Genomic DNA, 20,273 nt, shown 5'->3' on the forward strand with positions numbered 1-20,273 from the left:
AATACATCTGGATTTCTAACCATTTTGTCCATTTCCGCAGCAGTTCCTCAAATAAGCTTACTTAAATTCAAGCTCTCCATCGTAGGCCATCATGCCGCCTTCAAGATTCACGACTTGGAAGCCTTGGGACTCTAGGTACTCGCCCGCATTTGCGCTGCGAACGCCGCCTTTGCAAACCATGATATATTCTTTTGATTTGTCCAATTCGCCGGCGCGCTCTGGAATGGAACCTAGCGGAATATGGACAGCTCCAGGAATCACGCCTTCTTCTACTTCGAAATCTTCGCGCACATCGATAATATTTAAATCTTCATTGGCATCGAGCAGATTAATTAGTTCGTCTGTTGTCATTGTTTTCATTGTAAAATACCTCCTAAAAGTCCCCTGTACAAACCGATATACAAAGATGTTCCCTACTAGTATAAATGAACCGCAAAAAAATCGGCAAGCAACCGCACTTCGCCGATTCGGTATTTATCGCTCTTCGTTTTCGGAAGAGATCGAAACATTTTTGGCTGGTGAAAATGTGGAAATGGCATGTTTGTAGATTAAATGCTGTTTTCCATCCACTTCTAGCAAAACCGTAAAATTATCATATGATTTCACAAGACCTTTTAATTGGAACCCGTTCAATAAGAATACGGTCACAAACATATTGTTTTTTCTAAGGTTGTTCAAAAAAGTATCTTGTAGGTTAATTGACTTCACTCCGTATACACCTCTTTATTTTCTTTTTACCACTATAATGTATTCGGCGGTTGGAAATCATTTTCCTTCTTGAAATTCAAATAATTTGGAATATTTTTCGATCTTGTCAAACTCTTGTCCAATCCATTTGACATCCATCTTGTTGCGGAAGTAGGTTAATTGGCGTTTGGCATACCGTCTTGAATTTTGCTTTAACTGCAGAACGGCTTCCTCAAGCGTCACCAATCCATCCAAATAAGCATACAGCTCTTTATAACCGATTGCCTGTACGGATTGCACGCCGCGAATCCCGCGATTATATAGTCCCTTTACTTCTTCCAGCAAGCCTTTTTCCATCATCAAATCCACTCGCAAATCGATGCGCTCATATAATTTTTCCCGGTCCATATCCATTCCGATAATCAGATGGTTGTACAGTGGCACATCACCCCGGTTATGCTCTTCACTCGCTTTGGACACCCCGTGGAGCTCCACCATTTCGAGCGCTCGAATAACCCGGCGCGTATTGTTGGGATGGATGGTTTTGGCGGTTTCCGGATCAAGCTCCGCCAATTTTGCATGCATCGCATCCGGACCGATTTTCGCCAGTTCCTCGTAATATTTTTGTCGCTCTACCTCATCCACTTCTTCTTTGGTGAACTGGAAATCATATAAGACGGCTTGTACATATAAACCGGTACCTCCCACAATAATGGGAAGTTTGCCGCGAGACTGGATTTCGGCGATTTTCTCGCGAACCAGCGTTTGGTAGTCCGCCACCGAAAAACTTTCCGTTGGCTCTTTAAAGCTCAGTAAATGATGCGGAATTCCTTCCATTTCTTCTTCCGTAACTTTTGCCGTGCCAATATCAAGCCCCTTATAAATCTGCATCGAATCGCCGTTAATGATTTCGCCATTAAACTCTTTGGCCATCCTGATGCTTAATGCTGTTTTTCCTGAAGCTGTCGGACCGACAATCGCGACAACTTCAATTTTTTCTTTCTTCATCTATTCAACCACCGTGCAATCACATGATACACATGCTCTTTATTTTTTTCTTTTAAAATTTCATGGCGCATTCCTTCGAAAAGGTAGACAACAACATCTTCGAGACCTGCGTCATGCATTTCTTTTCCGATTTTAAACACACCTGCCCCATTCAACCCAACCGGATCTTCGGTGCCGCTGATCAATAAAACAGGCAAATCTTTTCGGATTCTTTGGATTTCTTCTTTTTTGTTAATTAATAATAAACCTTCTGTTACATCCGCAAAATATTGATTGGTCGGTACAAAACCGCAGTAAGGATCGTTTATATATTTTTCGACTTCTTCGTCATTTGTACAAAGCCAATCATAAATCGTTCTCGAATTCAACACGCTTCTGCTGAAACTTCCAAAGCTCAAATCATTCATTAGCTGACTGGGCATATCCTTGCCGCGAAACGTACAAAGGGAACGGGAGAGTAGATTGCCGAGCAGATGCAGTGCCGTTGTCGCTCCTGTTCCACATAAAATACACCGGTCAATATGCCCGCTATAAAGCTGCATAAACCTTCTTGCCACAAACGAACCCATACTATGTCCAAAAAGAATGGTTTCCGGCAATTGTTTCAATGCGTTGTAATGCTGGATGATTTCGAAAGCATCTTCCACCAGGCGATAAAAGCCTTTTTCGTCTCCCAAATGGCCGAGCTGGCCGTTTAATCTTGCTGTTTCGCCATGTCCCCGATGATCGTGGGCCGTCACAAAGTAACCAAGCTCCATCAGGGCGTGGGCAAACTCGATATACCGGCCGCTATGCTCCGCCATGCCATGCATAATATGAAAATGCCCTATTGGCTTTCCAATCGGATGAAACATGCGAACATATACCTGATGCCCATCTTCCATTGTCATGATTTCTGCAAGCTCTACCAAGTGCATTCACCCTATTTCATTGGATTTTTTGCTTCATCAATGAATTGCTCTAATTGCATACGGTAAAAAATCTTCTCACTTTCAGAATAACCCAAAATATTGCCCATTATCTCAAGGATTTGCGCTTTATATTGCTCGACAAGTTCAATATCGAAATATAGTGCGCCTGTTCGTCGAATAAAGAAATCACAAGGCGTCATCGCCATCTCATAATAAATCGCATAAAGCAGTTCTGCGTAAAGGGCCAAAGGAATCGCCTGTTCGCTTCGATCCATCGTTTTTAAATATTGGAACACAATATCAACATTTGTTCCGTATTTGCGAACAAGTCTTTGGGCTTCGTGATAAGAAATGCCCATGTCGATGCCTGCTCTTGATTTATTTGCAACATAATCGCCAAAATTGACCGAGTTAAGCCCACGGGCACCTGATAAGGACAGCTCTTTTGTTATGCATTTGGTAGCATGCTTGAATTTATTCCGTTTGACGACTTTGTCAACAATGGTTTCAGCCATTTGACGGTAACCCGTTAATTTCCCCCCAGCTATTGTGAGGAGGCCGCTTGGCGCAACCCAAAGTTCATCTTTGCGCGAAATTTCAGAAGGGTCTTTTCCTTCTTCGTAAATTAATGGCCGTACGCCTGCCCAAGTGGATTCAACATCGCTTGCCGTAACGTTGACATTCGGGAAAATCGCATGGATTGCGTTCAGCAAATAGTCTACATCTTCTTTTGAAGCAGTTGGCTGAATTGGATCTTCATCATAAAAAGTATCCGTTGTACCAACATATGTTTTATGATCGCGAGGTATGGCAAACACCATGCGCCCATCTTCGGTATCAAAGTAAACCGCTTGTTTTAGCGGAAGTTTCGTTTCATCGATGACAACATGAACCCCTTTTGTGTGGCGAATATTTTTGGAGTTCAATTGTTTATCCATTTTCAGCACTTCATCGACCCAAGGACCTGTTGCATTGATGATCTGATGGGCATGAATGGTGATGTGTTCTCCTGAAATCTCATCGCGAACGCTTGCCCCGATGAGTTTTTTCTTTTGATAGACAAAATCAGTCACTCTTGCGTAATTAAGGCAAACCGCCCGATATTCAACCGCTTTTTTCAGAACCTCCAACGTAAGTCGTGCATCATCGGTTTTATATTCCACATAATACCCCGCACCAAGCAAGCCTTCTTCTTTCAAGAAAGGTACTTTTTCCAGCGTCTCTTGCTTTGACAGCATCCGTCGGCGTTCCTCTTTCTTCACTCCTGCCAGCCGGTCGTAAAGCATCAGTGCCGCGCGCGTCGTCATCCTGCCCAGCGTTCCCTCTTCGTAGAGCGGCAACATCATCCATTCCGGCTGCGTCACATGCACGGCATTTTCATAGACAATCTCCCGCTCACGGCCGACCTCCGCCACAAGCCCTACTTCCAGTTGTTTAAGGTAGCGAAGCCCGCCATGAATCAGCTTCGTGGAACGGCTGGACGTCCCGGCCGCAAAATCCTGCATCTCCACAAGCGCCACCGATAGCCCGCGGGAAGCCGCATCCAGCGCAATCCCTGCACCGGTGATGCCCCCTCCGATCACAAGTACATCAAATGTATAACTGTTTAACGTGTTTAATATGTTCGGACGCTCTTTAAATGAAAACATTCTGATTTCCCCCTTGCACTAGGTTAGGTAACTTTGGACTCGCCAATAGATTAGTGAATTTCGCAAATTGACAATTGAAAGTCGCAAATAGAGCATCATTTTTCGCAAATTAAATTGCCTTTTTCGCAAATAGCCCATGCAAAACCGCAAATTAACGCCCTATTTATGCAAACTTCCTTCGATCTCTACATAACCCGCTTAAACATCTTTTCCACTTCATACGTTGAGAAGTGAATCATCACTGGTCTTCCGTGCGGACACGTGAATGGATTATCAGCTTTGCGCAAGTCATTTAGCAAGACAGCCATTTGTTCCTTTGTCAAATAGTAATTGGCTTTAATTGATTTTTTGCAGCTCATCATAATGGCTGCTTCTTCGCGAAGTTTTTTTACATCCACTTTACGTGACTTTAATACTTGTTCAATCAATTCCTCGATAATTTCCTGTTCAAAATTTTTCGGAAACCAAGTTGGATATTCGCGCACTACAAAAGAAGATTGTCCAAAGTCCTCCAAAAACACACCCACTTCTTCCAAAGCATGCAAATTTTCTTTCAAAATCAGCGCTTCATCCGCAGAATAATGGAACGTGATCGGCAACAAGAGCGACTGCCGTTCATTGGCGTTCACCTCACCGACTTTTTCACGGAAATATTCATATTTGATTCGTTCCTGGGCAGCATGCTGGTCGATTAAATAAAAGCCGTCTTCCATTTGCGCCACAATATACGTACCGTGAATCTGCCCGACGATTTCAAGCTCCGGAAACGGTTCTTTTTTCTCGGTTGCTTCAACCGGTTCTTCTTGCTGCACGACGACAGGCTCCAGTTTGCTTTCTTCCGCTGCTGGCGGCGCCCATTCCAGTTCAAGCTCGGTCGGCGTTTCCACTTCCTCCGAAACAGCCACCGCACTTTCTTGTTGTTCTTTTACCACCGAACTCTCAACACTTAACTTTTCCACAATTTGATTGATTTTATTTTCGTTAAATGAAGGAGCGGGCTGCTTCCAAATATTCATCTGCTCACTTGGAATGCGCACCGGCTTTTCTTTCTTTTCGGCTACCGGCACATGGATGCTCGCGCGAATGGCTTTGTTAATTGCTTCCTGCACGAGCGGCAGCAGTTCCTGTTCTTTGCTCAAGCGAATTTGCAATTTCGCCGGATGCACGTTCACATCGGTTAAATAAGGATCTCCCTCAACATAGAGCACCACAATCGGATAGCGTTCAATCGGCAAATACGTATGGTAGGCATCCACAATCGCTTTTTGCAATAGGTAGTGCTTAACCCACCGCCCGTTCACAAAGATGGACATATAGTTTTTATTCGCCCGCGTAACTTCCGGCAAGCTCGCAAAGCCGTGCACTTTATAATCTTTGGATTCAGCGCTAAAAGGAATCATTTTTTTCGCATTTTGCACCCCGTAGATTGCCGCGATTACCTGCTGGACATTGCCTCTTCCGTTCGTCTGAAGAAGTGTGCCCCCATTATGGACAAGCTTGAAGGCAATCTCCGGGTAAGCAAGCGCGAGACGATTCATATAATCAATGGAATGGCCAAGCTCTGTTTGGATAGTCTTTAAATATTTCAACCGAGCAGGTGTGTTGTAAAATAATTGGGCGATCGTAATATCGGTTCCTCTGCGAAACGCAGTGGGCTTTTTAGAAATTAGATGTCCCCCATCCATTCTGATTTCCAGGCCGTTATTTTCGCCATCCGAAGTTTTCAATGTCACTTTGGAGACCGACGCAATGGAGGCCAGCGCTTCCCCGCGGAAACCTAATGTCCGAATGCGGAAAAGGTCCGGCTCATTTGAAATTTTCGAAGTGGCATGCCGAGAAAAAGATTTCAATGCATCTTCTTCATCCATCCCGCTTCCGTTATCCGTCACTTGTATGGAGGTTAACCCCGCTTCTTCGAGAAAAACTTCAATTGATGTGCTTCCTGCATCAATGGCGTTTTCAACGAGTTCTTTTACAACTGAAGATGGGCGTTCCACCACTTCCCCGGCTGCAATCTTGTTCGATAACCATTCATCCATAATTTGAATTTTTCCCAATTGAAGAACCTCCTTTTTCTTATTTCTAGTTTGTGGAGGCGGATATCCGCCAGTTTGGATGAGATATCCGCCAGTTTTCGGGATTTATCCGCCAACTTTGTTGAAATATCCGCCACTTTTCACAAAATATCCGCCAATCGCGAAAATCCCGTCGCTTTTCCCGAGAATCCCGTCACATTGCTCGAGAATTCCGATACTTTTCGAATTAATCCCGACACTTCTAAACTGCTCTCAATATTCCACTCTCTATTTCTTACTCAACAAAGCCTGCTGCAATTCATATAGCACATTGATTGCCTGAATTGGAGATGTACCCATAATATTCATTTTTTGGAGTCGTTCCAAAACTTCTTGTTCAGCACCAGTCAAACTTGGTTCGGCCACTCCAACATTTTCTTCCTCTTCAAAGAATGACAGTTGCAGCGCATCTTCCACTGGCTCAGCTGCTGCAGTTTCCGCTTCGCCGCTCTTCGATTCAAATTCCTCGAGCAGCACTCTTGCGCGCTCAATAATGGCTTCCGGCATTTCGGCTAGCTGTGCCACATGCACGCCATAGCTTTTGTCTGCTGCGCCTTGTCGAACTTTGTGAAGGAACACGACCTTGCCATCTTTTTCGGTTGCACTCACATGCACATTTTGAAGGCGTTCCAACTCTTCTTCCAACGACGTCAGTTCGTGATAATGCGTTGAAAATAACGTGTTCGCACCAATATGATCGTGAATAAATTCCATCATCGACTGCGCTAGGGCCATTCCGTCATATGTGGACGTTCCGCGCCCGATTTCATCAAACAGCAATAAACTATTCGCTGTTGCGTTTGTAATCGCATGCTGGGATTCCAGCATTTCCACCATGAACGTTGATTGGCCGGCAACAAGATCATCCGCCGCTCCAATTCGAGTGAATATCTGATCGGTAATCGGCAGCACGGCTTCATCCGCCGGCACATAACATCCCATTTGCGCCAACACGACAATTAACGCGACTTGGCGCATGTAGGTACTTTTCCCGGACATGTTCGGCCCCGTAATCAGCATCATGTTTTGATTATCCGGCAAAACACAATCGTTTGGCACATACATTTGTTTATTCAGCATTTTTTCAACAACCGGGTGGCGCCCGCCGATAATCTTTAATGCGCGCCCTTCATGGAACGTTGGCTTCACAAATCGATATTTCTCGGAAACAACTGCAAAGCTCATATAAACATCCAGCTCGCTAATCTCGGAGGCCAATGCCTGAACACGCGGAATGTACGCTTTTAAACGTTCACGCAACTCAACAAATAAATCATATTCGAGTGCCAAACTTTGTTCTTCGGCATTTAAAATAATCGCTTCTTTTTCCTTCAGTTCTTCGGTAATATAACGTTCCGCATTGGCAAGCGTTTGTTTTCGTTCATAGCGCGATAAATCAGCATTGGCAATCTGGGACTTGGTGATTTCAATATAATAGCCAAAAACACGGTTATAGCCGATTTTCAGATTTTTGATGCCTGTCACTTCACGCTCTTTTTGCTCTAATTGGGCAATCCAGTCTTTCCCGTTGCGAGAAGCAAAACGCAATTCATCCAGATTTCCATTGTATCCTTCCCGAATCACATCGCCTTCCTTAATGGAAATCGGAGGATGATCCGAAATGGCTTTCGATAAAAGCTCCTCAATATCCGCGCACTCATTAATTTTCTCGCCTAAGTTCGCTAACGTCGATTTGCCTGAATCAATTAACTGAGCCTTGATGGCCGGCACTTGGCGCAATGATTCGCGCAGCTGCGCCAAATCACGGCCACCAACATTTCCAAAAGCAACACGGCCAGCCAAACGCTCCAGGTCATATACTTTTTTCAGCAACTCCCGCAGCTCATTGCGAACGAAAAATTCATCCAATAAATCTGTCACAATCGCGAGCCGGTTTTCGATGACAGAACGCGTCGCTAAAGGCTGGTGCAGCCATTGTTTCAATTTCCGTCCACCCATTGCCGTGACGGTTTCATCCAGCAGCCATAGCAACGTGCCTTTTTGGTCGCCGCCGCGAATCGATTCTAGAAGCTCCAGGTTACGTTTTGAATTCGTATCAATTCGCAATAGTTCCTTTGTTTCTGTATATGTAAAAGGTTGAATATGGGTAAGCGAGCGCATTTGCGTTCGTTCCACATACTGCAGCAATGTTTTGCCAACGCCTTTTAATTCATTAGGCAAGTTATTGATATATTCCGCCGACTTTTCCTCAGGCATTTCTTCCGTTTCCAGGGAAAGAACGATCCCCAACTGGCCTGCCTGTTCCGCCAATAGCATTTGCAGCTGCTCAGTAACCACAAGCTCGCGAATGTTAAAGGCAATCAATTGCTGCAGCAATGTTTTCGTTCCGCCTTCGACAATGGATGTATTCGCTTCACCGGTCGAAACGTCCAAATAAGCAAAAGCAAAGCTGTTCGGAGTCAAATTTTCCGCACAAGCAATAAAATGGTTCGACTTGCCGTCAATTGTTTTGCCTTCCATAATCGTCCCTGGTGTAATCAGCTGAACGACTTCGCGTTTGACGACACCTTTTGCCTTTTTGGGATCTTCTGTTTGTTCGCAGATTGCCACTTTGTAGCCTTTTGAAATGAGCGTTTCAATATAGCCTTGTGCCGAATGAAACGGAACGCCGCACATCGGAATCCGTTCTTTTGTTCCAGCATCCCGGCCTGTTAAAGTAATTTCCAGAATTTGCGATGCTTTGATGGCATCGTCAAAAAACAATTCATAAAAATCGCCTAATCTATAAAAAAGAAATGCATCTTCATATTCAGATTTGATTGCTAAATACTGTTGCATCATTGGGGTATAAGTTGTCATTTTTGGTTAAACCTCTCTACTTGCAATATACATAATGTCTCTTCTTTTAGTATAACAAAAAACTGCTTATAAACGAGAAATCCTACTTTTTTGAAAACGAAAACTTTCCATTCCACAAAAAAAGAAGAGCGCCTTTTCATCTACGAATTTATTGTAGAGGGCGCTCTTGCTGTATTAGTTATATGATGAGGAATCGTCAAATTTGAAGTTGTCGCTTGAAGATGAGGATGAAGAGGACGATGAAGAACTAGAACTTGAGCTTGAAGATGACTCTTCCTCTTCCTCATATCTCCACTCTTCTTCATAATCTACTTCGTGTACCGAAACCACAACTTTTGTTTCGCCAACCACGTCGACAACAAATTCACGTTCAATGACAACATCGAAGCAATCGCCATTTTGGTTAATCACCGCTTCAATACAGTTCGGCTGCTGCATGACACGCACATGGCAGTCGTTGGAATCAATCACATCTTGATCACGGTAATGCAATTTGATCCGATCTTTGTAATGAACAGTTTCGGAATGAACCGCCGTTTTTGTATTGCTGTTATGTGCAAACCATACGTTCACATCGAATTTACCTGTAATTTCAACATGTTTACCCACTTTTTTGGCCGTATAGTGATGGTTGATTACCCAGCATCCCAAAATACTTGTTGGCGTAGACGACGGGCGAATCACTTCACTCGCTTCCACCCTTTTCTTCCCTTTTGCGACAACCGCTTTTGTCACAATTTGACGCAAACGTTTCAACCTTTTTCCTCCTTTTACATCATGTCGAACTATCATATGCGGCATATGCCTAATTGGTGAAATGTCAGAGATTCATCATTTCGTCAGTTATACAAATCGCTATTTCACGCCAGGATTCCGGCGAGAAAACCGAAAGCATAAATGTACTTTGAATTTTCGAATCTCTGCTGCTGACACCTTATAGTATTAAGGTTGGGCCCAGAGTGTGACAAAATTTTTCCAATCTGTTCTTAGCGGCAATGCAAAAGCTTGATTTCTCCAAAAAAATAACCTTCCCATGGCGGAAGGCAAACACTTTCTATCTTAATATTTATTATGATAAAGGATTAACGCCGAATATTCGATCCCATGACCTCGATCATTGCTAGTCGAGAATTTAATGTCTACAATTTCTTGCCCTTCTATAATTGTCAAAAACTGCTGCAATTCATCTTGGAAAATTTTCTTATCATTACTAGAAATAACTTTTACTTGCATAAAATTCTCCCCCCTTACATGTTTAAAATTCGACAAAAATGGGTAAACCCCTTTAATTAATTAGTTAACAAAAACATTACAACAAGGTTACAGAAATTTTACAAACCTATAGGATGGTATTTTTTATGTATGAGGTTCAGCAAACTGTTAGAGGCAAATTCAATATAACACAGGAAATGTTTTGCCCTTCACTGTGTATGCTATTTCGCACATAAAAAACCCCCGAATCTGTTGACAGTTCGGGGGTTTGAATCGTTTTATATTAAGAACAGCTTCCTGGCTGGCTATTGCGAACTTTGGATCCTGTTTCGCCGCGCAACAGGTCGCCGCCAGTTGTTTCGATAATTTCATTCGTTACGTTGTTGGCAATGGCATTGGAAACTAATTGCAAAAGGTTATTTACATCGATTTGCGATTGCTTGAATTGTTGCACAATCGGTACTTCATCGATTTCTTCTTCCACTTTAGCAATCTTGTCTTCAACTAATTTCAACGCTTTTTCTTTCCCAAGGTGCTGGAAGTTAACCGCTTGTTTTTGCAATGTTTTCAAGCTGGCAATTTTTTCGCGAACATACTGGTTTTCATTGATCTGCTCTTCCGCTTTCTTGAAAAAATCCACTTCTTCCGTGTTCGCAATCATATGGGCAATTTCTTTTGCTTTTTCAACGATTTCATCTTTTGTATAAAGCTTCGTTGTCATCCTACTTCCACCTCATGTCGATTGACGACCTCTAAAAACTCACCGCGCAGTGAGTAAGATTTCGCCTCGAGTATTTTTACTTTCACAAGCTTTCCTACTAAATCCTTTGGTCCATCAAAGTTGACTAATTTATTTTTTCTAGTGTAGCCAGCTAACACGTCATCGCGCTTTTTACTGCTGCCTTCCACCAATACTTCAACTACTTGGCCTTCAAATTTTTTCAAAGCCGCCGCTGAGAATTCTTCAACGACCGCATTTAAGCGTTGCAAGCGTTCTTTCTTCACTTCAAGCGGCACATTGTCCGTCATTTTTGCTGCAGGCGTGCCTTCTCGTGGTGAATAAATGTAAGTAAAGGCCATCTCAAATCCAACTTCGCGGTATAAATCCAGCGTTTCCTGGAATTGTTCTTCCGTTTCATTTGGATAACCGACAATTATATCCGTTGATAACGCAACATCCGGCATCGCTGCTTTGATTTTGCGAACCAATTCAAGGAAATGTTCACGCGTATATTTGCGCGCCATGATTTTCAGGATTTCATTGGAACCGGATTGAACTGGCAGGTGAATATGTTCAACCAGGTTGCCGCCTTTTGCCAACACTTCGATCAAGTGATCATCAAAGTCGCGTGGGTGGCTGGTTGTGAAACGGATGCGCGGAATATCAATTTTGCGCAACTCATCCATCAAATCACCAAGACGGTACTCGATATCCGTGAAGTCTTTTCCATACGCGTTGACGTTTTGCCCAAGCAGCATAATTTCCTGATAGCCCTGTGCTGCCAATTCGCGCACTTCCTGGATGATTTCATCCGGACGACGGCTGCGTTCTTTCCCGCGCGTATATGGAACGATACAATATGTACAGAATTTATCGCATCCGTACATGATGTTGACCCAAGCCTTGATTGCACCATTGCGTTGTTTTGGAAGGTTCTCAATAACATCCCCTTCTTTTGACCATACTTCGATGACCATTTCTTTTGACATGTATGCTTCTGTTAAAATGTTTGGCAAACGGTGAATATTATGCGTACCAAACACCATATCTACATGCTGATAAGTTGTAAGGATTTTATTGACAACCGACTCTTCTTGCGACATACAGCCGCAAACGCCGATCAACATTTCCGGATTTAAGCGTTTATATTTCATTAAATAGCCGAGCTCGCCAAAGACTTTGTTTTCGGCATTTTCACGGATGGCACATGTGTTGAGCAGAACCACATCCGCTTCCTCGATTTTGTCCGTCGGGTCATATCCAAGCTGCATGAAAATACCGGCCATCACTTCAGAATCATGCTCGTTCATTTGGCATCCATATGTGCGAATAAAAAATTTACGACCATTGCCCATGCCTAAAAATTCTTCAGCGATGTTGAAATCTTTATGATATTTGACTTCTTCTTTTCCGCGTTTTTTCGCATCTTTTAGAGAAGGCGCTGTAATGACGCGCTCGAAGTATTGACTATAATCCTTTTCAGGCTTTGTATTTTTAGGTTTTGGTTGATTAACTTGCTGACTTGCTAGTCGTTGTTCCTCATTCATTGAAATCTAGAAACTCCTTTCAAAATGGGGTATATCCATTCGAATCCCATTTTATTATTATAGCGAAGAATGCGTAGAAAGAACAATAAGGTGCATGAAATTTGTATAATATTTTCAATTGAATACAATCAATTGGACACAATAAATTCCAAATATTGCTTTGGATCATGCTCTTTTAAAATAGCCAGAAAAGTAAAGCATAGCTGAACCACCGACTGCCAATCCATCTGATGCCGCGCTTCAAACTCATGCTTCGGCAGCTGCAGCACTTCCTTGAAAATCATGTGGGGCTCCAACTCCTTCAGTTCCAAGTATTTCAAAAATGCGAGAAACAACTTGTGATCCTTCACAGCCAACGACTTCTCATCAACCAGTTTGTCAATTTCCTGAACATCCTTCAGCGTATTCGCTTTGCGAAACACCTTATCCAACTTCTCATTCTGCTTCTGCTCTTTAACCGAAATAAAATCAATTATTTTATTCAAGTTGATCCCTCTTTTCTGGAATTGGAGGCTGGCGAGTGGATAACCGCCAATTTTGATAAAATATCCGTCAGTTTTGAGGATATATCCGCCAAAAATTTAATTTATCCGCCAATTATTTCAATTTATCCGCCAAACGTCTTCCGGGATAAGATAACGCCTTCCTTTGTTGTTGCCCTCACAGTAAAATTCCGTTCTTTTTAGTAATTTATTTGCTGCATCTCTACTTTCTATCAAAAAGAACTTCCGAAACTCTTGATTCGTAATCCATTCATCAAAAAGATATCTATAATCATGTAATCCTTGATAAAGCGGCTCCTTCGATCTCAACCCGCAAATACAAACAAATTTTCCGTGATGAAACTCCATCACCCGTCCACACTCACAAATCGCCCCTTTTCGCAAAGGAGGAATTTCAAATTTCGGCTTATATATACTCGGCTTATGTATTTTTTGAATTTGGTTTACCAACATTTCATAGTGCGGTGACGAAAGTGCCGGACTGTTATACTTTAATAATAGCTTTTTTATCTCACTAGGCAACCCAATCGAATGGAAAACGGGGATTTCTTCTGGCACATTCCCGATAACAGTTGAGGTTTCAGCGATTACAACAGCTTTATGAAGAGGTAATTCAAGTCCCAAACGTTCTACAATTCGTTCCATAAAATCCACATGGCGCTGTACTTGTTCGAAGGGGCTTTGAAAGCTCTCGATTTCCCCCGTTAATTTTTTCCGCATAAATTGGTATTTTTCTTTTTCGTACCAAATCAAACCGGAGATATTTTTAATTTCAAGAATCAAAATGAAGTGAGGACAAATAAAGAGGGAGTCGATTTGATGGGAATTGCCAAAATCATTTTGGCTTTCGTAGTTATGAAAGAGGTAAGAATTTGAAGGCACAGTGATTTCCTGCCAGAGTCGATCAACCTTTAACTCTCCGCGGTAGCCAATTTCAGCGCGCCGCATGAGCGAAGTTACAAGTTCATGCATGTCATGGTTGTGATCAATCCGTCGTTTCAGCGCATCCAGGACGAATAGTTTAGAAGGTAACTTTCGTTTCATTATGATCAATATAATTCCTCCTTTTCTGCTATTATAATAAAAATTTGAAAGCGGGAAACTAGCTGCCTCCTACTGAAAAGTCAATTTTGCGTATATAAGTATGACAGTTTTTCGACTAAACTTGTTCCCGAAATTACCAAATAAAAAAAGCCGGAATCTAGACCGGCATTTTTAATATTTCCTATACCGTGAACCGCTTAATCGCGGAAGTTAAAGAACGGATGTTTCTCGTGATTTTCTGGATTTCGTCGTGCATCGCTCGTGTTGCTTCGAGCTGGTCCGCCGTGGAAGCGGAAACCTGTTCAATCATTTTCGTGTTTTCTTCAGAAACTTGACTCAATTGTAAAGAATTGTTGGCCACATCTTTCGTATTTTCGGTAATCGAGCTGATTGTCGTGGCTACTTCGCCAATATATGGACCAACTTCGTTAACAGCCGACACAATTTGCTGGAACTTTGATGCTGTTTGGTTTGTTGCATCTATCCCCGTTTGGACGGAATCTATTGCACTTGCCATGAATTGAACGGATTGAGTTGAATCGGCCTGAATTTTCTTAAGGATTTCTTCAATAATTTTTGTCGAGTCCACGGATTGCTCCGAAAGCTTGCGCACCTCACCTGCTACCACGCTAAACCCTTTACCGGCTTCCCCTGCACGGGCTGCTTCAATTGCTGCATTCAAGGCCAATAATTTGGTTTGCTCGGCAATCGAATTGATAATCTGGATCACTTGCTCGATTTCCTTCGAGTGGCTCACCAAAATCCCCATCATATCATTTGCTCTTTTGACCGCTTGTTCAATCTCGTTCATTTGTTCAATGTTAACATTCACAAATTGGACCCCTGCATTTGCTTCCATCACCGTTTGCCGAATGTTTTGCTCAATAAAATCAATTCGCTCCGAAATCACTTCCACGCCATGCGCAATTTCCTGCAGCGAAAGAGTGTTCAAGTTTAATTGCTCTGCCGATCGAACCGTCGCTTTCGTCAAATCCTGTGCGTCATGTGAAATATGAAGGGATGCTTTCGTCGTCCTCTCGGAAGCTTGCTGCAATTGGTCATTGGCTTCATCCACGGAAGCCGCACTTTGCTGCACCGTTTTGAGCAATTCTTTTACTTCGGATGCCATCAGGTTGTAGCTTGTCATGACTTCCCCAAGTTCATCCTTTGAATCATACTTCGCAGTTTGCGTAAAATCCCCTTGCTGGGCTTGTTTCAATAATTTCTTCAATTGGCGCGTTGGCAAATTAACCGACCGCGTTGCACCGATGATGAAATACAAAATAACTAAAATAATGAATATCGTCACTCCGGTCAACAATTTGTAGCCAAAAGAAATATCCTTTTTATGCGAAGCTAGTTGACTATCTGCCCGATCCATGACATATTGTTTCATTTCCTGCGTAAGTGATAGCACTTCACGATCATTGCCGCTTTCAAGAGTTGAGCTTAACTCTGATATGTAAAATTCCATCTTTGAATCAAATTTATTTAAGGAAGATAGCAGTTCATTTGCACGGTTAGCCTCACCTATATGTATTGAATTTTCTATTTCGGAAATGGCATTTACGGTCAACAGTTTCTCCTGATACATTTCTTCCGTATTATTTTCCATCTTGCGCAAATAGTCCATACTGAATATGGCCAAAATGCAATTTGAAATGATACAAACGATCATTAACACAACCAATCGATCTTTAACCTGGATATAACGTCTCAAACCCACCCCAAACGACTCCTCTATGCTGTAGTACTTTCATCATAGTTTAGTACTATAAAGTATTTATATATTAAATGTTAAGTTATTGTAAAAATATAGTTATAAAGTTAATTTATTGTTAATCAAATTTCCCCCACAAAAAAGCCCCCACCCCAAAAGGATGGAAGCTTAAACGTTTATAGGAACTCTTTCACCAATTCATTGAATTGATCTTCAGTCAAGTTCATGTCCAAGTCAGCTAAAGGCTGTTCCGAGTAGCCTGGTACTTTTTCCTGGTATGATTTTGTTTCAGTATCTTGATAAATAATGCCTGTTACAAGACCTTCTTTGTCCATAACCGTATGCATCGCTAGTTCTCTATTGGAAGAATCATAGCCTTCGATATCGGATAGTTTTGTTAAGTGCTCTTTGAACCATTCGTATGTGTTGATTTTGTTGTAAGTAACACACGGACTGAACACGTTGATGAACGAGAAGCCTTTGTGCTGGATGCCGGCTTCAATTAAGGCCGTTAATTCCTTGATGTCCGTGGAGAATCCTTGTGCAACGAAAGTCGCACCTGATGATAACGCCACTTCCAACGGTTTTAATGAAGGTTCGATTGCTCCGCCCGGCGTAGATTTAGTCACAAAGCCTTGCGCTGAACGAGGCGATGTTTGACCTTTTGTTAATCCATAGATTTGGTTGTCCATTACCACGTAAGTGATATCGATGTTGCGGCGGATCGCATGAACAGTGTGTGCCATACCGATCGCAAATCCATCTCCGTCACCTCCAGAAGCGATTACGTTCAGGTTACGGTTTGCCATTTTCACGCCTTGTGCAATCGGCAATGCGCGACCATGAATCCCGTGGAATCCGTATGAATTGATGTAACCGGCAATACGACCTGAACAGCCGATTCCCGCAACAACTGCCAATTCATGAGGTTCGATGCCTACGTTCGCTGCAGCACGTTGAATCGCTGCTTGAACAGAGAAGTCACCACAGCCTGGGCACCAGTTCGGTTTCACTGAGTTACGAAAATCTTTAAATGTTGCCATTAGTCAAGCAGCTCCTTTACTTTATTTGTGAGCTCACGAGGCAAGAACGGTGTTCCGTCATATTTCGTGATGCTGTATGTTTTATCGTGACCGCCGATATTCATTTTCATGATATTCGCCAGTTGAGAGGTTTTGTTATTTTCCACAACGATGACTTTTTTCGCATTCGCCACTAATGGCGCCATTTCCTGTGAAGGGAATGGGAATAGCAGACGAACATGCGCATGATTGACTTTCAAGCCTTCTGTTGTTAAGCGCTCTTGCACTTCTTCAATCGTCCCGCGCGTTGAGTTGAATCCAACCAATAACACGTCAGCTTCTTCGTTAGGAGCATTTACATAAACCGGTGTATCGAAGTTCAATTTTTCAAGCTTGCGGAAACGCTTGTCCATTTGCACTTCACGGTTTTTCGGTGCTTCGTTTGGCTTTCCTGTTTCATCATGCTCCACACCTGTTACATGGTGGATGCCGTTTTCCGTACCAGGGAACACGCGAGGCGAAATGCCGTCTTCGGTGTTTTCATAACGTTTAAAGTAATCTTTGTTTTCAGGTGCTTCAAGCACGTCATCCACTATTTTGCCGCGGCGGATTTCAATTTTGCTGTAATCAAATGGATCTGTCGTTTGTTTACCAAGCGATAATTGCAAGTCAGTCATCAGTATGACAGGAAGCTGCAATTCCTCGGCAATATTGAATGCCTGAATCGTATCAAAGAACGCTTCTTCCAATGTAGAAGGCGCGATTACCACTTTCGGTATTTCACCATGTGTACCGTAAAGCATTGCCATCAAGTCGGATTGCTCTTGTTTTGTTGGCAGACCAGTTGATGGTCCCCCACGTTGTGTATCCACGATGACCAATGGCTGCTCCGTCATGCCGGAAAGACCGATCGCTTCCATCATAAGCGATAAACCTGGTCCTGCAGATGCCGTAAATGAACGAGCTCCACCGAAGTTTGCACCAATCGCCATTGTTGCTGCTGCAATTTCATCTTCCGTTTGAATAACGGCGCCTCCCAATTTCGGAAGCTTTGCAATTAAATATTCCATGATTTCGGAAGCCGGAGTAATCGGATAAGCCGACATGAAGCGAGCACCCGCTGCAAGGGCGCCAAGAGCCACCGCATCGTTGCCGATCATGTACATGCGGCGTTTACCATCTGCAGGCGCAAGTTCCCACTCGCCCACTCGGTCACCCAATAAGTCGCTCATCGCATCATAGCCTTTTTGGATAGCTTCCATGTTCTTTCTAACCACTTCTTCCCCTTTGCGTCCGAAAATTTCTTCCACGACGCTTTGGAAAACAGGCGTTTTAAGATTTAATAATGCGGCTGTGGCACCAATCGCCACCATGTTTTTCATTAGGGATGTCCCTAATTCTGTTGCAATTTCCGTAAACGGCACAATGTACAATGGCGCTTTTGAGTCTTCCGGTTTTTCCGGGTTAAACTTCGCATCCGCCAAAATGATGCTGTTTTCCGTCAATTCTTTATAGTTCACTTCGATTGTTTCTTGGTCAAATGCCACTAATATATCTAAATCGTCCGCAATTGCACGGACTTTCGTTGGTCGAACAGTAATTTTATTATTGGTATGGCCGCCTTTAATGCGTGAAGAGAAGTGGCGATAGCCATAAAGGTGGTAACCTAAACGGTTCATGGCCATTGAGAACATTTCCCCAGTACTCTCAATACCTTCACCCTGTTGCCCACCGACTTTCCACGAAAGCTGATGTAACATAGTAACAACTCCTTAAAAACTGTTTTTCTATCTTTTTTTCCATCATTAAGTTTAACACGAACATTTTCCATAAACTATCGAAAAAAAGGCAATCTCATGAATTTCAGACCTTTGACGGAAAACATAGCGTGAACGGTAGATTCCATCGAATTTCATTTATTAGCATACTACCTTTTAATGGAGATATTTTGTAGCAATTCTTACTCTTGTACCTCCTCTACCACTATACCTTTTCCACATTATTACTTTAGACCTTTTTCATTCGAAAGAAAATTAAACATTTATACCTAAAAACAACCAAATACCCATTTAATTTTTACCACTTATTTGTTAAAATATTAGGAAATAATGGATATCAATAAATGGGGTTATTACAATGTATTGTTCAAATTGCGGATCTAAATTAGAGGACAACGCACAATTTTGTTCCTCTTGCGGACAGCAAAAAAATAGAAAGAAAAGTTCGGCAAGAATCTGGTTAATTATCGGGATTTTTGCAACTTTACTAACAGCAGGAGCTGTGGGTATCGGAATTTTCCAGGTTCTTTCCCACCCTGCAGAAATTGCAAAACAGGAAGCAGAATCCAAACCGCAACAAGCTGCCGAGGCTGTAAAGAAAGTTTTCACACCTGCAACAAGCAACTCGAAGCAAGCCGAAAAAGAAAAAACGCAAATTATTAAAGAATCGATGCCAAAAGTATTCACGGTTCTGACAGCAGAAGGGCTGGGTTCCGGTTTTCTGTATGAAAAAGGCGGCTATATTGTCACCAATGCGCATGTTGTGGCCGGTTATACAGATGTAATCGTCAAAAACCATAATGGTCAGGAATCTCCGGCACGGGTCGTCGGGATTTCCATTTACTCGGATGTGGCACTGTTAAAAGCTGAAAACTACGCCCAATCCTCGCCTTTCTCCCTTGAACTTGAACAATCGGAAATTGGCTCGGAAGTAATTGCAATCGGAAGTCCCCAAGGGCTTGAAAACTCCGCTTCCATTGGCTATTTAACAGGAACGGACCGAGATGTCGAATATGATTTTGTATATGAGGCACTTTACCAAATCGATGCGCAGATTGACCTAGGAAGCAGCGGCGGCCCTCTACTTGATGGAAAAACAGGAAAAGTGATTGGCATTAATTCTTTGCTTTACACACCAAAAAATACAAGTTTCGGATTCTCAATTCCCTTATATACAGTCGCCGAACTCATTAACAGCTGGATTTCAAATCCGATGAATGAAACGGAAGTTGCAACTGCCTTTAATTCTAATGACGAATTCCTCTATTCGGATCCTTCCGCTGAAGAAGAAGCTTATTCTGATGAATACGAAGAATTCTGGAATAATTATTATGAAAATTATTCTTCAAATGAAAATCAGTATGAAGATTCTTATGGTGCAGAAGAGTATTCATATGAAAAAGAGATTTCGACCGAGGATCAATCTTATTCAGAGGAAAATTGGGAGTCCTACGAATTCAGCTATGATGAGGAAACTTTAACGAATTTCATTTTATCTTTCCGCGATTACTATGAAGAGGCCTTGTACTTCGAAGATTTTTATTACATTCAGGATATGCTGTAACCTGGAAGCAAT

17 protein-coding genes are annotated in these 20,273 nt (G+C 42.5%); 1 reads left to right on the forward strand and 16 read right to left on the reverse strand.

The window, feature by feature from the left end; genetic code table 11:
* Positions 1 to 57: 57 nt before the first annotated feature.
* The 16 genes from D1B33_RS01255 to D1B33_RS01330 all read right to left on the reverse strand — a co-directional run bounded on the left by D1B33_RS01255 (position 58) and on the right by D1B33_RS01330 (position 18,679).
* Positions 58 to 360, reverse strand: coding sequence for a rhodanese-like domain-containing protein (locus D1B33_RS01255; protein ID WP_118874513.1), 303 nt, complete (start codon positions 358 to 360; stop codon positions 58 to 60).
* A 114-nt stretch (positions 361 to 474) separates the two neighbouring features.
* The gene (gene hfq, locus D1B33_RS01260) at positions 475 to 708 is read right to left on the reverse strand and encodes an RNA chaperone Hfq (protein ID WP_118874514.1); all 234 of its coding nucleotides are present in this window, start codon (positions 706 to 708) and stop codon (positions 475 to 477) included.
* Positions 709 to 765: 57 nt separating this feature from the next.
* On the reverse strand, positions 766 to 1,695 hold the full coding sequence (gene miaA, locus D1B33_RS01265) for a tRNA (adenosine(37)-N6)-dimethylallyltransferase MiaA (RefSeq protein WP_118874515.1): 930 nt from the start codon (positions 1,693 to 1,695) through the stop codon (positions 766 to 768).
* Entirely contained in the window at positions 1,692 to 2,606 is a 915-nt protein-coding gene (locus D1B33_RS01270) for an alpha/beta fold hydrolase (protein WP_233549355.1), read from the reverse strand. Before D1B33_RS01270 ends, miaA begins: the two co-directional genes overlap by 4 nt.
* Before the next feature lie 11 nt (positions 2,607 to 2,617).
* Positions 2,618 to 4,255, reverse strand: a complete 1,638-nt coding sequence (locus D1B33_RS01275) for a glycerol-3-phosphate dehydrogenase/oxidase (protein WP_118874516.1) — start codon at positions 4,253 to 4,255, stop codon at positions 2,618 to 2,620.
* Between the two features lie 185 nt (positions 4,256 to 4,440).
* Positions 4,441 to 6,312 carry a DNA mismatch repair endonuclease MutL gene (gene mutL / locus D1B33_RS01280; protein ID WP_118874517.1) on the reverse strand — a complete coding sequence of 624 codons (1,872 nt, stop codon included), beginning with the start codon at positions 6,310 to 6,312 and terminating at the stop codon, positions 4,441 to 4,443.
* A 246-nt stretch (positions 6,313 to 6,558) separates the two neighbouring features.
* Positions 6,559 to 9,150: a DNA mismatch repair protein MutS gene (mutS, locus tag D1B33_RS01285; protein ID WP_118874518.1), complete on the reverse strand. Its 2,592-nt coding sequence runs from the start codon at positions 9,148 to 9,150 to the stop codon at positions 6,559 to 6,561.
* A gap of 174 nt (positions 9,151 to 9,324) precedes the next feature.
* Positions 9,325 to 9,906 (reverse strand): outer spore coat protein CotE, encoded by a 582-nt coding sequence (gene cotE / locus D1B33_RS01290; protein ID WP_118874519.1) that lies wholly within the window; start codon positions 9,904 to 9,906, stop codon positions 9,325 to 9,327.
* Between the two features lie 303 nt (positions 9,907 to 10,209).
* Entirely contained in the window at positions 10,210 to 10,383 is a 174-nt protein-coding gene (locus D1B33_RS01295; protein WP_118874520.1) for a sporulation protein Cse60, read from the reverse strand.
* Between the two features lie 262 nt (positions 10,384 to 10,645).
* The gene (locus D1B33_RS01300) at positions 10,646 to 11,083 is read right to left on the reverse strand and encodes a YlbF/YmcA family competence regulator (RefSeq protein ID WP_118874521.1); all 438 of its coding nucleotides are present in this window, start codon (positions 11,081 to 11,083) and stop codon (positions 10,646 to 10,648) included.
* Positions 11,080 to 12,630, reverse strand: coding sequence for a tRNA (N6-isopentenyl adenosine(37)-C2)-methylthiotransferase MiaB (gene miaB, locus D1B33_RS01305; protein WP_118874522.1), 1,551 nt, complete (start codon positions 12,628 to 12,630; stop codon positions 11,080 to 11,082). Before miaB ends, D1B33_RS01300 begins: the two co-directional genes overlap by 4 nt.
* 128 nt (positions 12,631 to 12,758) lie before the next feature.
* Positions 12,759 to 13,115: a hypothetical protein gene (locus tag D1B33_RS01310; RefSeq protein WP_118874523.1), complete on the reverse strand. Its 357-nt coding sequence runs from the start codon at positions 13,113 to 13,115 to the stop codon at positions 12,759 to 12,761.
* 117 nt (positions 13,116 to 13,232) lie between these two features.
* Positions 13,233 to 14,177, reverse strand: a complete 945-nt coding sequence (locus D1B33_RS01315) for a nuclease-related domain-containing protein (protein WP_233549382.1) — start codon at positions 14,175 to 14,177, stop codon at positions 13,233 to 13,235.
* Between the two features lie 181 nt (positions 14,178 to 14,358).
* Positions 14,359 to 15,903 (reverse strand): methyl-accepting chemotaxis protein, encoded by a 1,545-nt coding sequence (locus D1B33_RS01320; protein WP_118874525.1) that lies wholly within the window; start codon positions 15,901 to 15,903, stop codon positions 14,359 to 14,361.
* A 170-nt stretch (positions 15,904 to 16,073) separates the two neighbouring features.
* A complete protein-coding gene (locus D1B33_RS01325) occupies positions 16,074 to 16,940 on the reverse strand; it encodes a 2-oxoacid:ferredoxin oxidoreductase subunit beta (protein ID WP_118874526.1) in 867 nt (288 codons plus the stop codon).
* On the reverse strand, positions 16,940 to 18,679 hold the full coding sequence (locus tag D1B33_RS01330) for a 2-oxoacid:acceptor oxidoreductase subunit alpha (protein ID WP_118874527.1): 1,740 nt from the start codon (positions 18,677 to 18,679) through the stop codon (positions 16,940 to 16,942). Before D1B33_RS01330 ends, D1B33_RS01325 begins: the two co-directional genes overlap by 1 nt.
* Positions 18,680 to 19,055: 376 nt before the next feature.
* Here D1B33_RS01330 and D1B33_RS01335 point away from each other — a divergent pair, with 376 nt between their 5' ends.
* A complete protein-coding gene (locus tag D1B33_RS01335; RefSeq protein ID WP_118874528.1) occupies positions 19,056 to 20,261 on the forward strand; it encodes a trypsin-like peptidase domain-containing protein in 1,206 nt (401 codons plus the stop codon).
* Positions 20,262 to 20,273 lie beyond the last annotated feature (12 nt).

This window comes from Ureibacillus yapensis, assembly GCF_003515775.1.
GTDB lineage: Bacteria > Bacillota > Bacilli > Bacillales_A > Planococcaceae > Ureibacillus > Ureibacillus yapensis.

Bases quoted from the DNA above. Each gene is read 5' to 3' on its own strand.
- D1B33_RS01255 (WP_118874513.1), bottom strand. From the start codon at position 360: ATGAAAACAATGACAACAGACGAACTAATTAATCTGCTCGATGCCAAT.
- miaA (WP_118874515.1), bottom strand. From the start codon at position 1,695: ATGAAGAAAGAAAAAATTGAAGTTGTCGCGATTGTCGGTCCGACAGCT.
- D1B33_RS01275 (WP_118874516.1), bottom strand. From the start codon at position 4,255: ATGTTTTCATTTAAAGAGCGTCCGAACATATTAAACACGTTAAACAGT.
- mutS (WP_118874518.1), bottom strand. From the start codon at position 9,150: ATGACAACTTATACCCCAATGATGCAACAGTATTTAGCAATCAAATCT.
- D1B33_RS01295 (WP_118874520.1), bottom strand. From the start codon at position 10,383: ATGCAAGTAAAAGTTATTTCTAGTAATGATAAGAAAATTTTCCAAGAT.
- D1B33_RS01300 (WP_118874521.1), bottom strand. From the start codon at position 11,083: ATGACAACGAAGCTTTATACAAAAGATGAAATCGTTGAAAAAGCAAAA.
- miaB (WP_118874522.1), bottom strand. From the start codon at position 12,630: ATGAATGAGGAACAACGACTAGCAAGTCAGCAAGTTAATCAACCAAAA.
- D1B33_RS01315 (WP_233549382.1), bottom strand. From the start codon at position 14,177: ATGAAACGAAAGTTACCTTCTAAACTATTCGTCCTGGATGCGCTGAAA.
- D1B33_RS01325 (WP_118874526.1), bottom strand. From the start codon at position 16,940: ATGGCAACATTTAAAGATTTTCGTAACTCAGTGAAACCGAACTGGTGC.
- D1B33_RS01330 (WP_118874527.1), bottom strand. From the start codon at position 18,679: ATGTTACATCAGCTTTCGTGGAAAGTCGGTGGGCAACAGGGTGAAGGT.
- D1B33_RS01335 (WP_118874528.1), top strand. From the start codon at position 19,056: ATGTATTGTTCAAATTGCGGATCTAAATTAGAGGACAACGCACAATTT.